Source organism: Pseudomonas sp. TWR1-1-4 (assembly GCF_049897165.1).
Lineage (GTDB): Bacteria > Pseudomonadota > Gammaproteobacteria > Pseudomonadales > Pseudomonadaceae > Aquipseudomonas > Aquipseudomonas canadensis.
In genome coordinates, this window is record NZ_JAFCVS010000009.1 from 180386 (window position 1) to 193776 (window position 13391).

At 59.9% G+C, this 13391-nt stretch carries 14 protein-coding genes; 6 read left to right on the forward strand and 8 right to left on the reverse strand.

The window, feature by feature from the left end; translation table 11 throughout:
* Nucleotides 1-57 precede the first annotated feature (57 nt).
* Complete coding sequence (locus tag ACP7C6_RS27505; protein WP_010206766.1) at nt 58-612, forward strand: tetratricopeptide repeat protein; 555 nt, start codon at nt 58-60, stop codon at nt 610-612.
* Here ACP7C6_RS27505 and ACP7C6_RS27510 read toward each other — a convergent pair whose 3' ends face one another.
* The 6 genes from ACP7C6_RS27510 to ACP7C6_RS27535 form a co-directional block, all read right to left on the reverse strand.
* Entirely contained in the window at nt 613-1725 is a 1113-nt protein-coding gene (locus ACP7C6_RS27510) for a succinylglutamate desuccinylase/aspartoacylase family protein (RefSeq protein WP_426109508.1), read from the reverse strand.
* Between the two features lie 9 nt (nt 1726-1734).
* A complete protein-coding gene (locus ACP7C6_RS27515) occupies nt 1735-2445 on the reverse strand; it encodes an ABC transporter permease (RefSeq protein ID WP_426109528.1) in 711 nt (236 codons plus the stop codon).
* The gene (locus tag ACP7C6_RS27520) at nt 2445-3158 is read right to left on the reverse strand and encodes an ABC transporter permease (RefSeq protein ID WP_426109509.1); all 714 of its coding nucleotides are present in this window, start codon (nt 3156-3158) and stop codon (nt 2445-2447) included. Before ACP7C6_RS27520 ends, ACP7C6_RS27515 begins: the two co-directional genes overlap by 1 nt.
* A 16-nt stretch (nt 3159-3174) precedes the next feature.
* The gene (locus ACP7C6_RS27525) at nt 3175-3933 is read right to left on the reverse strand and encodes a transporter substrate-binding domain-containing protein (RefSeq protein WP_426109510.1); all 759 of its coding nucleotides are present in this window, start codon (nt 3931-3933) and stop codon (nt 3175-3177) included.
* Nucleotides 3934-3971: 38 nt separating this feature from the next.
* Nucleotides 3972-6026 carry an NAD(P)-binding protein gene (locus ACP7C6_RS27530; RefSeq protein ID WP_426109511.1) on the reverse strand — a complete coding sequence of 685 codons (2055 nt, stop codon included), beginning with the start codon at nt 6024-6026 and terminating at the stop codon, nt 3972-3974.
* A 228-nt stretch (nt 6027-6254) separates the two neighbouring features.
* A complete protein-coding gene (locus ACP7C6_RS27535) occupies nt 6255-6581 on the reverse strand; it encodes a DUF1820 family protein (RefSeq protein WP_003194436.1) in 327 nt (108 codons plus the stop codon).
* 131 nt (nt 6582-6712) lie between these two features.
* On the opposite strand from ACP7C6_RS27535, the gene miaB reads away from it, so the two are divergent.
* From miaB to lnt, 5 genes are all read left to right on the forward strand, one after another.
* The gene (gene miaB / locus ACP7C6_RS27540) at nt 6713-8041 is read left to right on the forward strand and encodes a tRNA (N6-isopentenyl adenosine(37)-C2)-methylthiotransferase MiaB (RefSeq protein WP_016978599.1); all 1329 of its coding nucleotides are present in this window, start codon (nt 6713-6715) and stop codon (nt 8039-8041) included.
* 113 nt (nt 8042-8154) lie between these two features.
* Complete coding sequence (locus tag ACP7C6_RS27545; RefSeq protein WP_016978598.1) at nt 8155-9159, forward strand: PhoH family protein; 1005 nt, start codon at nt 8155-8157, stop codon at nt 9157-9159.
* On the forward strand, nt 9152-9610 hold the full coding sequence (gene ybeY, locus ACP7C6_RS27550) for an rRNA maturation RNase YbeY (RefSeq protein WP_010206771.1): 459 nt from the start codon (nt 9152-9154) through the stop codon (nt 9608-9610). Before ACP7C6_RS27545 ends, ybeY begins: the two co-directional genes overlap by 8 nt.
* Nucleotides 9611-9651: 41 nt before the next feature.
* Nucleotides 9652-10491: an HlyC/CorC family transporter gene (locus tag ACP7C6_RS27555; protein WP_010206772.1), complete on the forward strand. Its 840-nt coding sequence runs from the start codon at nt 9652-9654 to the stop codon at nt 10489-10491.
* A gap of 8 nt (nt 10492-10499) precedes the next feature.
* Nucleotides 10500-12023, forward strand: coding sequence for an apolipoprotein N-acyltransferase (gene lnt / locus ACP7C6_RS27560; protein WP_426109512.1), 1524 nt, complete (start codon nt 10500-10502; stop codon nt 12021-12023).
* A gap of 91 nt (nt 12024-12114) precedes the next feature.
* On the opposite strand, the gene ACP7C6_RS27565 is transcribed toward lnt, so the two are convergent.
* A complete protein-coding gene (locus ACP7C6_RS27565) occupies nt 12115-12876 on the reverse strand; it encodes a YdcF family protein (RefSeq protein WP_311893814.1) in 762 nt (253 codons plus the stop codon).
* A gap of 114 nt (nt 12877-12990) precedes the next feature.
* Nucleotides 12991-13308: a hypothetical protein gene (locus tag ACP7C6_RS27570; RefSeq protein WP_305382997.1), complete on the reverse strand. Its 318-nt coding sequence runs from the start codon at nt 13306-13308 to the stop codon at nt 12991-12993.
* Nucleotides 13309-13391 lie beyond the last annotated feature (83 nt).

Sequence of the window (13391 nt, forward strand, 5' to 3'; positions counted from 1 at the left end):
CGCGCTTATTGGATCCCCCGAGGGTCCGCGCGCCCCGTCAGAGGTAAGTCGATTCCCATGAAACGCACCGGCCGCACCCTGGTTCTGGGCTGCCTGTTGCTCCTTCAGCCGCTGCTGGCACATGCACAAGCAGGCGGCAACTCGTTGTTAATCCCAGCGATGGGTCGTTGCACCCTCAATACCCAGCCAGACAGCCAGGCCGAAGCCCTGAGCGCGTGCCAGAAACAGGCCGACGGCGGGGATGCGCAGGCGCAATACGAGTTGGGCGAGTACTTCCACGACAGTAAAAACCCGGCCCGCGACCTCAACAAGGCCTTGAGCTACTTCGAGAAAGCCTCGTTGCAAGGGCACGCCCAAGCGCAATTCGAACTGGGCAACATGTTCTTCAAAGGCGAAGGCGTGCCGGCCAACAACGTCCAAGCGTATATCGTGCTGAAAATGGCCGCGGTCAACGGCGCAGAAGACGCACTGGACACCGCCGACGAAGTCGCCGAGCACATGCAGCGCGATGAGTTGGAAGTGGCGACCCAGGTGCTAGGGCAGATTTTCCGCAATTATCTGCAGGAATTGCAGAGTGCCGACGGGCGTTCGCCCTTCTCACCCCTGCCCTGATCAAGGCGACAACAAATAACCCTGTCGGTATGCCTTTTGGCCGGCGACATGGGCGATTGTCATACCGGTGCTAGCCATTCGCCGTATTGATCGAACATACAAAAGCCCTGCATGTGTGCAAGCCACCGGCGTCACGCGATCGGTGATCGGGTCGATGATTTCCGCCACGATTTGCCCTGCCTTCAGGTAATCTCCCACCTGCGCGCAGAACACGATCAAGCCTCCCGTCGGGCTGGTCACCGGCTCTACCCCTGCCAACGGGGTCGGTAGATTGAGCAATGGCGGCAATGGAGGCGCTTGGCTATCAATCGCACCACGCTCAATTAGAAAGTTAATCAACGCCTGGCAATCCTGACGAGCCAGCCCATGATCCACATCAGCAACCCCTCTTAATTCCACGGTCACAGCGAACCCAGGTGCCGAGAAGCGCCCGGCAAACCGCGCCTGCATTTGCTCCCAAAACAACGTAAAGCACTCATCGAACGACTGCCCACCGGCTTCTTTGGTCAAAAAGCAGGCCTCCGCGCCCAGATAGCGGGCCAGCGGCTCCACCTGTGACCAGAAATCCGGCGACAGATACAAGTGCTGCACGGCTTCGAAATCACAATGCAGGTCCAGCACGATATCGGCGTCACAAGCCAGCGTCTGCAGGATCAGGCGCATGGATTGCAACTGCGTCGCCGATACCTGGCTGGCAAGCGTTTGCCGCAAGGTCGAGCGGATCAGTTGTAGATTGCTGGAAGGATCATCAGTCAACAGACCTTGCACGTCATCACCGACCTGCTGGCTGACATCAAGGAAGAAACGGTTGAAGTTCTCACGGCTGTCGTTATCGAAGCGCCCCTGCGGCACGTCCATGAGTACCTGCTCCAAACCCAGCGGATTGGCTACCGGCACCAGCACGACCGACCAAAGTAGCAGCCCGGCCGCCTCCATCTGTGCCAGTTGCTGCTTCAGGTGCCATAACACCAGCATCCCCGGCAACTCATCAGCGTGCAGCGACGCCTGGAGGTAAACCTTACCTGCCGGATTGGCTGGCTCGTAATGAAAACTCTGGATCTGCCGGGTCATACCCGGCACGGCCGCCAGTAATTCATGTACGCGAGTCTGCATAGCGGCCCCCTATCGGCCTGGATCGAGAAAGCGCAACCAACGTCGTTCAGCCAGGCGAAACAGACCGACCAAGACAAACGTGATGCACAGGTAAAGAGCTGCGGCAAGGCCGAAGGACTGGAAGGTCAAGAAGGTCGCAGCGTTGGCATCCCGGGCAACTTTGAGGATGTCCGGAACCGTGGCCGTAAACGCCAACGTGGAGGAATGCAGCATGAAGATCACTTCATTGCTGTAGTACGGCAATGCCCGGCGCAAGGCCGAGGGCATGACCAAGTGGATATACAGCTTCCAGCTTTCAAACCCCAAGGATCGCGCGGCCTCGATTTCACCGCGCGGTATTGCTCGAATGGCGCCCGCCAGTATTTCGGTGGTGTAGGCCCCAGTATTCAGGGCGAACGCCAGCAGCGTGCAGTTCAGTGCCTCGCGAAAAAAACTATCCAGCAGTGGCTGCTCACGCACCGCGGTAATGCTGTAAATCCCGGTGTAGAAAATCAGCAACTGGATATAAAGCGGCGTGCCACGGAACAGATAGGTGAAGCTTTGCACCGGCCAACGCCAGCGGCGCCGGGACGACGCCCTGGCGATGGACAGTGGCAGTGCCAGCAACAGGCCAAAACACAGCGAGGCGCTGGTCAGCCATAAGGTCATTGCCAGGCCGGTCACTTGTTGACCGTCGGAATAGAGGAGTGGTCGCCAATATTCCTGGATCAGCTCAATCATCATGATGCCTCCTGCACACCGGCACCGTAGCGGCGACCCAGCCAGCGCAACGCGGCGTTTGAAACGCTGCTGAGCACCAGGTAGATCAACGCTGCAAACAGCAAAAAAGCTAACAATTGCTGGCTGCTCTTGCCCGCCACCTGGGCCACTTTCACCAGGTCCGCCAAGCCGATGATCGACACCAGCGCGGTGGCCTTGAGCAACACCATCCAGTTATTGCCCAGCCCTGGCAGGGCGAAGCGCATCATCTGCGGGAATATCACGTGCACAAAGCCTTGATAGAAGGTCATGCCAAGGGCCTTGGCGGCCTGATACTGGCCAAGAGGCACGGCCAGCAAGGCGCCGCGAAAGGTCTCGGTGAAATAGGCGCCGTAGATAAACCCCAGGGTCAGCACGCCCGCGCTGAAGGGGTCGATTTCGATGTAGGCCCAACCCAGCGCATTTGTCAGACGACTCAAGCCTGTTTGCAGCCCATAGAAGATCAACAACATCAACAATAGGTCCGGCACCCCACGGATCAGGGTGGTGTAGAGCTGTGCGCAGATGCGCCAGGACCTGACCTTGGACAACTTGGCGCCGGCCCCCAGCAAGCCGAAGACCAGCCCCAGCAGCAATGACAGCAACGCCAGTTGCAGCGTTACCCAGACACCGCGCAATAACAGCGGTGCAAAACCGTCCAGGGTCGCGGCGAATTGCGTAAAAGTGGGTAGCATGTTGCGCCCTCGCCGGTCATTGGCCGCTGAACATGTCCACACCCGGGAAATACTGCTCTTGCAGCCGGGCATAGGTGCCATCGGCGTGCAATGCCGCCAGCCCCTTATCCAGCAGGGTTTTCAAGGCCTGATTGCCTTTGGCTATGCCGATGGCACTTTTGGAAGGCATCAGTTCGCTTTCAATCAACGGCCCCAGCACAAACCCCGCTCCTTGGTTGGATCGCAAAAAACCGCTCTGCGCCTGCTGGGCGTCCTGCAATGAAGCGTCCAAACGACCCGCCACCAGGTCGGCATACACCTGCTCCTGATCGGCATAAGCCACGATTCTCAAGCCTTGCTTGGCGAGCACTTGCCGGGCGTAGGTTTCCTGGGTGCTGCCCTGCAAATAGCCTACGGCCTTGCTCTTGGACAGCTCGGTGCCTGGGCGGAACACCATGGCGGTGGGGCTGGAAAAAACCTCCGAGGAGAAATCGATCACCTTTTGTCGTGCGTCAGTGACCGTCATTGAAGCCAGGATCGCATCAATCTTGCCGGCATTCAGGCTGGGGACCAGGCCGTCGAAATCGCTTTCGACCCATTGGCAGCGAACGTTAAGGTTACTGCAAATGGCAGTACCCACATCAACTTCGAAACCTGTCAACGCCCCCTTAGTGTCCTTGTAGGCAAACGGGGCGTAGTTAGGGTCAACACCAAAACGTATTACCGTATATTCATTGGCAAAGAGAAATGTATTTATAAACAGTGTTGCAAATAACGTCAGGATTATTTTTTTCATTATTATAGGCCTCGTCATTAATGAAACAGCAGGACTGACTACACTTCGATAAAAGGAATTTCTCGACGTACAACTAATGAATCAGCAGGCGCATCGAACTCTCGTGCCATGCGATGCCCTGAATACACAGCGGCTGCAATGGTGCCCGGCGCCACGCAGTCGCCGATTAACGCCAGCGTGGTGATACCGGCCGCGCGCATTTGTTCGGGGCCGTTATGCAACGCCTGATACAGCGCTTGCTCGGGCGCTCGAGAGGTGACCAACAACAAGGACGCGGCGGGAACGAAGCGGGTTCGCTCGGTGTAGACACACCCGGCGACCACGCCCTCCGGCATGCCGCCGACCAGCGTGTGAGACGCGATGATCGTGACACTCAACTCCAGCAGGCGACGCTGGATGCGATGCTGTTCAAGGGTGTTATGGGTCCAGGCCGCTACATCTGCCGCCGGGGTAACGAAGATTACGTCCACACCCCGCGCCACCAAATGCTCGGCCAGCACGCTGCCCATGTAGTAATGATCATCGTCGAACAACAGCACCGGTGACGGCGGCAACACACCGGCCATCACGTCGTCCGGCGTCAGTACGGGCAGGCACTCCAGGCCCGGCATAGGGTGACGCAGGGCGCGTCCCAAGCCGTCCCGCCGCCAGTGGGAGCCGGTGGCGATAAACACGTGCTCGGCAGCGAAGTCGAGCACATCCTGGACTTGCATGGGGCTTTCCCGATAAATCTCGACCGACGCCAGGCGGCTCAAGGCATCCAGTCGATAGTCGACGACCCGAGCCCAACTCGCCAGTCCGGGAAGGCGCGCCTCCAGCGTCACGCGCCCACCCAGCGTGCGCAGGCTGTCGGCCAGCGCTACATCCATTCCTCTCGCCCCCAATATCCGTGCGCACTCAAGCCCTGCGGGCCCGGCGCCGACCACCAGCGCGCGCCCAGGCTGAGGCGCTCGCTGGACCGACTCGGGGTGCCAGCCGCGCCGCCACTCCTCGCCCATGGTCGGGTTCTGGGTGCAACGTAAAGGCGTGCTGGTGTGATCACCACTGACACACACGTTGCAGCCTATGCACTCACGAATTTCCTCCGCGCGCCCCTCTTCAATCTTCTTCGGCAAGAAAGGATCGGCAATCGAAGGGCGGGCTGCGCCGATCAGGTCGATTACCCCACTGCGGACCAGGGAGACCATGGTGTCCGGCGAAGTAAACCGCCCGACGCCAACCACCGGCTTGCGGGTCAGCGCCTTAAGCCCCTGCAGGAAGTCCGCTTGGTAACCTTCCGGAGCAAAGCGCGACGTCATGCTGTCGTTGGACCAGTCGGCGACATTCACATCCCATAAATCCGGCAAGTCCGCCAACATCGAGAAGATCTCAGCGCCTTCGCCCTCGCGACTCAAGCCACCCGCCATCTGCTCATCCACCGCCAGGCGTACTGCCACGGCACACCGGTCACCCACTGCGTCGCGGGTGTCTTCAATCAGTTCGCGCAACAGGCGCACCCGGTTCTCTAACACACCGCCGTACTCATCAGTGCGCCGGTTGTTACGTGGCGTAAGGAAATGGAATGGCAGGCCCAGATCATGCCCGGCGTAAACATAGATGATGTCAAAACCCGCGTCCCGCGCACGCAGCGCAGCTGCCCGGTGCAGTGCACGCAGTTGCTGGATATCGGCACGGCTCATGGCCCGCGCCTGCACGGGGTCATAACCCCGCACCGGTGTATTGGAGGGTGCCCAGGGGATTTCACGGCTGTAGCGGTTGGGCGCGGAGTAACCGTTGAACGCCAACTCGACGCCGGCCAGAGAACCGTGGTGGTGAACCGCCTCACACATCCGCGCAAGTGCCGGAATGTCGCGCTCATCCCACAACCGCGCTTCTATGTAGGGCGAGAACTCGCTCAGCGGGCTGATCTCACACTCCTCGGTACAGACCACGCCCCACCCACCCTCGGCTTTTAACCCCCGCATGCGGGCCATAGCCGACGGATGCACATGACCCATGCCATTGCAGTGGGGCACTTGATAAAAGCGATTGCGGGTGCGAACCGGGCCGATTTGTACCGGTTCAAACAGAATGTCGTAACGAGGATCGCGCACAGGGCTACTCCCGAACAGGTACGTTCGTTAATGACTGCGTGATTAAGAAACTCGGTGTTAACTAGTGGCGAGGTGTAACTGTGCTGAAGTAAGGGAAACTTCGAGGCGCTTTATTATTAATGCATCTATGACGCCCTCTGCGCACAGACGAAAACTGCTACTTTTCCAGCAGAATGTCCATGCACAACAGGAACATTTCAGAAGTGTCCTACAAATTTACAATGGACTTTACTTTTCAGGCATCGGCATCGGAAACGGCATCACGTTACTGGTGCCACGCGCTTCGCTGATCTTCGGCGTGCCCAAACGCTCGACCTCATCGATGCGCACAATCGAATGCATCGGCACAAAGCTGCGCACCACGCCTTCGAACTGCGCCTTGAGCTTCTCTTCGCCCGGGTCGACGACCAACTGGGTGCGCTCGCCAAAGACGAACTCTTCCACCTCCAGGAAACCCCACAGATCGCTCTGATAGATCTGCTTGGCGTACATTTCGAACACCTGGCCCTGGTTGAGGAAAATCACCTTGTAGATTGGAGCTTCACGTTTGGTCATGGTGGGCGAATAACACATCGGGGATATAAAAGAGGGCGCGAACTATAGCATGGCACCCGATGCACAACGCTAGGAACCAATGGGCATGCCCCCTATAATGCGCGGTTCTTTACCACCAGTTGACGATTCCCATGGCCAAGAAGCTTTACATCGAAACCCACGGTTGCCAGATGAACGAGTACGACAGCTCGCGCATGGTCGATCTGCTGGGCGAACACCAGGCCCTGGAAGTCACCGCCCGCGCCGAAGATGCCGACGTGATCCTGCTCAATACCTGCTCGATCCGCGAGCGGGCCCAGGACCGTGTGTACTCGCAGCTGGGCCGCTGGCGCGAATTGAAACTGGCCAACCCGGACATGGTGATCGCCGTCGGCGGTTGCGTGGCCAGCCAGGAAGGCGCCGCGATCCGCGACCGCGCGCCCTATGTTGACGTGGTCTTCGGCCCGCAGACCCTGCACCGCCTGCCGGAAATGATCGACGCCGCGCGTGTTACCAAGCTGCCGCAAGTCGACGTGTCATTCCCTGAAATAGAAAAATTCGACCATTTGCCCGAGCCGCGCATTGACGGGCCGAGCGCCTACGTGTCGGTGATGGAAGGTTGCAGCAAGTACTGCACCTTCTGCGTGGTGCCTTACACCCGTGGCGAAGAAGTCAGTCGGCCGTTTGACGACGTACTGTCGGAAATCATCCACCTGGCCGAAAACGGCGTGCGCGAAGTGACCCTGCTGGGCCAGAACGTCAACGGCTATCGCGGCCAGACCCACGACGGCCGCCTGGCCGACCTGGCGGAATTGATCCGCGTGGTCGCCGCCGTGGACGGTATCGAGCGCATCCGCTACACCACCTCGCACCCACTGGAGTTCTCCGACAGCCTGATCCAGGCCCACGCCGAAGTGCCGGAACTGGTCAAGCACCTGCACTTGCCGGTGCAATCGGGCTCTGACCGCATCCTCTCGGCGATGAAGCGCAACCACACGGCCCTGGAGTACAAATCCAAACTGCGCAAACTGCGCGCGGCGGTGCCGGGTATCTGCATCAGCTCGGACTTTATCGTCGGCTTCCCCGGCGAGACCGAGAAAGACTTCCAGCAGACCATGAAGCTGATCGAAGACGTCGGCTTCGACTTTTCCTACTCGTTCGTCTACAGCCAGCGCCCCGGCACCCCGGCGGCCGACCTGCTGGACGAAACCCCGGAAGCGCTGAAAAAAGAGCGCCTCAACGCGCTGCAACACCGCTTGAACCAGCAGGGTTTCGAGATCAGCCGACAAATGGTCGGTTCGACCCAGCGCATCCTGGTCACCGACTACTCGAAAAAAGACCCCGGCGAACTGCAAGGCCGTACCGAGAACAACCGAATCGTAAACTTCCGTTGCGATAATCCGACCCTGATCGGCCAGTTTGCCGATGTACACATCGACGCGGCGCAGCCCCATTCGCTGCGTGGGTCGTTGATCCCATAATCACTTTTTGAATTATCGCCAGCCAACATGTGCCGTTTAAGTGCTTTCGCACACAGCCGGCTGGCGTTATTCTCTATTTCACCTCAACAGCCAAAGGGCGGCTAAAAGCGACCTTGAACGCACCCATAGCAGAACCCCATCGTTTCATCCTCGAGCCCTTTGAGGCTCTCCGTTTCGCCAACCTGTGCGGACAGTTCGACGAGCACCTGCGCCTGATCGAACAACGCCTGGGCATCGAGATCCGCAATCGCGGCAATCAGTTCGAGCTCATTGGTGAGGCCCTGCACACTAAATCCGCAGAAAACCTGCTGCGCCGTCTCTACCGCGAAACCAAGGGTAGCGAGCTGTCGCCAGAAATCGTGCACCTGTATTTGCAGGAATCGGCTGTGGAAGACTTGGCCAACAATCCGGTGGCTGAAGCCAGCGTGGCCCTGCGTACCAAAAAAGGCATGATTCGCCCAAAGGGCTTGAACCAGCAGAAGTACGTCAAGGCAATCCTCGGTAACGATATCAATTTCGGCATCGGCCCTGCCGGTACCGGCAAGACCTACCTGGCCGTGGCCTGTGCAGTGGATGCCCTTGAGCGCGAGCAAGTGCGCCGCATCCTGCTGGTGCGCCCAGCGGTCGAGGCCGGCGAAAAGCTCGGTTTCCTGCCCGGCGACCTGGCCCAGAAGATCGACCCGTACCTGCGGCCGCTCTACGACGCACTTTACGAGATGCTTGGCTTTGAATACGTGGCCAAATTGATCGAGCGCCAGGTGATCGAGATCGCCCCGCTGGCCTACATGCGCGGCCGCACCCTGAGCAACAGTTTCATCATCCTCGACGAAAGCCAGAACACCACAGTCGAGCAGATGAAAATGTTCCTGACTCGCATCGGGTTCGGCTCCACGGCCATTATCACCGGCGACATTACCCAGGTTGACCTGCCCAAGGGCACCAAGTCGGGCTTGAGCCATGTGATTGAAGTACTCAAGGACGTGCCGGGCATCAGTTTCACGCACTTCTCGCCCAAGGACGTGGTGCGCCATCCGCTGGTACAGCGCATTGTCGAAGCCTACGAGCGCTTCGAACACCGCGATGACGGGCTGTCCAAGGACGTTCGCCGCGATGCTTGAGCTTGACCTGCAGCTGGCCACCGATGCGCCCGCCCCCAGTGAAGCCCAGTTCCGCCAATGGTGTGCCCTGGCCCTGCGCCAGCGCACCGCCGATTCGGAACTGACCATTCGACTGGTGGACGAGCCCGAGGGCCGTGAACTGAATCACACCTGGCGCCAGAAGGATTATGCGACCAACGTGTTGTCCTTCCCTGCCGACGTACCGGATGAGCTGCTGGATATCCCACTGCTGGGCGATCTGGTCATCTGTGTCGCCGTGGTGGAGCGCGAAGCAAAAGAACAAGGCAAGGAACTTGAGGCCCATTGGGCCCATCTAGTCATCCACGGCTGCTTGCATCTCTTGGGTTACGACCATATAGACGATGACGAAGCCGAGGAAATGGAAACACTGGAACAAACGTTGCTTGCAGAATTGGGTCATCCGGACCCGTATGCGGACGACGAAGTTTAAAAACACTCAACTGTAACAATAAAGGATTCAGAGTAATCGCTATGAGCGAAGACCGATCGAGCAACGGGCAGAAGTCATGGCTGGGTAAGCTGACCCAGGCTTTTGCCCACGAGCCGAAAAACCGCCAGGAGCTGCTTGAGCTGCTGCGCGAGGCCCATCAGAACAAGTTGCTGGACAGCGAAGCGCTGGCCATCGTCGAAGGCGCCATCCAGGTGGCTGACCTGCAAGTACGCGACATCATGGTCCCGCGCTCGCAGATGATCAGCATCAAGGCGACCCAGACCCCACGGGAATTCCTCCCGGCCGTGATCGACTCGGCGCACTCGCGCTACCCGGTGATCGGTGAAAGCCATGACGACGTCATGGGCGTCCTGCTGGCCAAGGACCTGCTGCCGTTGATCCTCAAGGAGAACGGCGACAGCTTCAACATCAAGGACCTGCTGCGTCCGGCCACCTTCGTGCCCGAGTCCAAGCGCCTGAACGTGTTGCTGCGTGAATTCCGCGCCAACCACAATCACATGGCCATCGTGATCGACGAATACGGCGGCGTAGCTGGGCTGGTGACGATTGAAGACGTGTTGGAACAGATCGTCGGCGACATCGAAGACGAACACGACGTCGAAGAAGACAGCTACATCAAGCCGCTGCCCAGCGGTGACTTCCTGATCAAGGCGCTGACGCCGATCGAGAACTTCAATGAGTTCTTCGACAGCGAATTCTCCGATGACGAGTTCGATACCGTGGGCGGCCTGGTGATGAGTGCGTTTGGCCATCTGCCAAAACGTAACGAGACCACCGAGATCGGCGCGTATCGCTTCCGCATCCTGAATGCCGACAGCCGTCGCATCCATCTGATCCGCCTGACACCTATTGCCCGCTAAGGAATGACATGCAGCGCCTAACCCGCCCCGGCTGGCCCGGTAATTTGCTGGCCGTGGTGGCCGGCGCCATCACCACCCTGGCGCTGGCGCCGTTCGACCTGTGGCCGTTTGCGCTGGTCGCGGTCGGCTTGTTCTATGTCGGGCTGCGGGACCTGAGCCCGCGCCAGGCATTGGGCCGCGGTTGGTGTTTCGGCTTCGGCTTGTTCGGCGCCGGCACTAGCTGGATCTACTACAGCATCCACCACTTCGGCGGCGCTTCGGTGCTGCTGGCGGGTTTCCTGATGCTGCTGTTTACCGCCGCTATCGCGTGGTTCTTCGCCCTGCCCGCCTGGTTGTGGGCGCGCTGGTTGCGGCGCAATGAGGCGCCGTTGGCGGATGCGTTGACGTTTGCCGCCTTGTGGGTGGGCCAGGAAGCATTTCGCGGCTGGTTCCTCACTGGTTTCCCGTGGCTATACTCCGGCTACAGCCAGCTTGACGGCCCGCTGACGGGCTTGGCCCCAGTGGGCGGCATGTGGCTGATCTCCTTTGCCCTGGCACTGACAGCAGCGCTGCTGTGCAACCTGCCGCGTCTGCTGGCTGGCAAGCGCAACGCATTTATCGGCGCAGGCCTGGTGTTGCTGGTCGCGCCCTGGGCCATCGGCCTGGCGCTCAAGCATCACACCTGGACCAGCCCCTCCGGTGCGCCACTGACCGTGGCCGCCATCCAGGGCAACGTCGAACAAAGCATGAAATGGGACCCGGAGCAGCTCAACGCACAGCTCGCGCTGTACCGCGACATGAGCTTCACCTCCAAGCCCGTCGACCTGCTGGTGTGGCCGGAAACCGCCGTGCCGGTGCTCAAAGAGTCTGTCGAAGGCTACCTGGGCATGATGGGCAAGTTCGCCGCCGACCGGCACACCGCGCTGATCACCGGCGTGCCAATCCGCCAGGAAGTGCATCACCAGAAGCGCTACTTCAACGGCATCACCGTGGTTGGCGAAGGCGACGGCACCTACCTCAAGCAGAAGCTGGTGCCCTTTGGCGAGTACGTGCCGCTGCAGGACATGCTGCGCGGCCTGATTGCGTTCTTTGATCTGCCAATGTCGGACTTCGCACGCGGACCGTCCGACCAGGCGATGCTGCAGGCCAAGGGCTATCAGATTGCGCCGTTCATCTGCTACGAAGTGGTGTACCCGGAGTTCGCCGCAGGCCTGTCGGCGCAGAGCGATTTGCTGCTGACCATCAGCAACGACACCTGGTTCGGCCGCTCCATCGGCCCGTTGCAGCACCTGCAAATGGCGCAGATGCGTGCACTGGAAGCTGGTCGCTGGATGATCCGCGCCACCAACAATGGCGTGACCGGGCTGATCAACCCGTTTGGGCAGATCACCGCGCAGATCCCGCAATTCGAGCGCGGCATCCTCTACGGCGAAGTGGTGCCGATGCACAACCTCACGCCGTACCTGCAATGGCGCTCATGGCCGTTGATCATTGTGTGCCTGGGGCTGTTTGGCTGGACGCTGCTGGCGGGCCGGATGTCGAAAACGGTCTAACGCCTGTAGGAGCTGGCTTGCCAGCGATGGCGTCCTTAAAGTAAACACAGGTCTCAAGGGACTCATCGCCGGCAAGCCGGCTCCTACATGTTCAGCGGTAGAACAACCGGTAGCCCACCTGCCCCACCGCTTCGTTGATCAACTGCCCGCTGCGCCACACCGCTACGAATTCAGGCATCCACCCGCCCAGTGGCCGTGCGTTGTCCACGCCCAGAAAACCCACGGGCGCCGGCACCACGGTAAAGCCCGCTCTCTCAAAGCTCCACACCGAACGCGGCATGTGCCAGGCCTGGGTCACCACCACGACGCGCTTGATGCCCGCTGGCAGCAGAATCTCTGCGCTCATCTGCGCATTTTCCCAAGTGGTACGGCTGCGCTCTTCCTTCCAGCGCACCGCTACACCGAAGTCATCCTGCATCGACACTGCCATCAACTCCGCTTCGCTGGGCGGTGTGCCGTAATGCAGGCCGCCGCTGGTCAGCACCGGCAAGCCGGAAGCCTTGGCCAATCGTGCGGCGTAGCGCTGGCGCTCCAGGCCGATCCCGGTGGGCTGGTCGGTGCCCCAGGCCGGGTCACCGCGCTCACGTCCGGAGCCCAATATCACTATCGCGTCGGCGCGCTGGGCCAGCGTCGACCAGTCTTCCCGGGGCAATGCCGGTTCGGTTTCCAGGGCCCGTGCGCCCCGCTCCACCACAACCGGCAGGCTGATCAACCACAGCCCCCCAAAACCCAGGGCAAAGCAGCACGCGGCCAAGCGCGGGCGGCTGCGACGAAACCACCAGGCAAGTGCCAACAGCAGCAAGAGAATGCCGGGCGGCAGGAGCAGTTGTTTGATGAAATAACGAATAGGCATCGGGCATCTCCATAGATGCCCGAAGCCTAAGGTGTAACGGGGTTTAGCGACAATCTTTACGGTGACATGCTTTACAGTGAAACGGCGTGGTGAAGCCGTCCAAGGGGCAGTGAATTACTTGTAGCGGGCGGACCGGAGCTTTTCCGGGCCACGACCGGCCGACAAGTCCTTGAGCCACACCACTTTGGCTGAGTGCGCAGGCTCCTTGATTGGCGGGGTTGCCACCAGAGGAGGCGCACTGCGCCCATTCCTTTCCAGATATACCTTGATCAGTTCCAGCTCCGCGCAACTAAGACCGCGCAGTTCCAACTCCACAGGCCGTTCATCACGCAATCGGCCTGCTGTCCTCGCTGCATCCAATGCACGACCCAAGCGGTCGATCAGTCCTTCGTAGACATCCGGTTTCGATACGATTCTTTGCGATTCAACCATCCCCTCACCTCATTGAAGAAAGACTTGCTCCCCAATAAACAGCGTAGTCCTCGTGGCTGCGCGCGCCTGGCGCCGCGACAGAC

Coding starts and splice junctions, on each gene's coding strand:
- ACP7C6_RS27505 (WP_010206766.1), top strand. CDS start 58: ATGAAACGCACCGGCCGCACCCTGGTTCTGGGCTGCCTGTTGCTCCTT.
- ACP7C6_RS27510 (WP_426109508.1), bottom strand. CDS start 1,725: ATGCAGACTCGCGTACATGAATTACTGGCGGCCGTGCCGGGTATGACC.
- ACP7C6_RS27515 (WP_426109528.1), bottom strand. CDS start 2,445: ATGATTGAGCTGATCCAGGAATATTGGCGACCACTCCTCTATTCCGAC.
- ACP7C6_RS27520 (WP_426109509.1), bottom strand. CDS start 3,158: ATGCTACCCACTTTTACGCAATTCGCCGCGACCCTGGACGGTTTTGCA.
- ACP7C6_RS27525 (WP_426109510.1), bottom strand. CDS start 3,933: ATGAAAAAAATAATCCTGACGTTATTTGCAACACTGTTTATAAATACA.
- ACP7C6_RS27535 (WP_003194436.1), bottom strand. CDS start 6,581: ATGACCAAACGTGAAGCTCCAATCTACAAGGTGATTTTCCTCAACCAG.
- miaB (WP_016978599.1), top strand. CDS start 6,713: ATGGCCAAGAAGCTTTACATCGAAACCCACGGTTGCCAGATGAACGAG.
- ybeY (WP_010206771.1), top strand. CDS start 9,152: ATGCTTGAGCTTGACCTGCAGCTGGCCACCGATGCGCCCGCCCCCAGT.
- ACP7C6_RS27555 (WP_010206772.1), top strand. CDS start 9,652: ATGAGCGAAGACCGATCGAGCAACGGGCAGAAGTCATGGCTGGGTAAG.
- lnt (WP_426109512.1), top strand. CDS start 10,500: ATGCAGCGCCTAACCCGCCCCGGCTGGCCCGGTAATTTGCTGGCCGTG.
- ACP7C6_RS27565 (WP_311893814.1), bottom strand. CDS start 12,876: ATGCCTATTCGTTATTTCATCAAACAACTGCTCCTGCCGCCCGGCATT.
- ACP7C6_RS27570 (WP_305382997.1), bottom strand. CDS start 13,308: ATGGTTGAATCGCAAAGAATCGTATCGAAACCGGATGTCTACGAAGGA.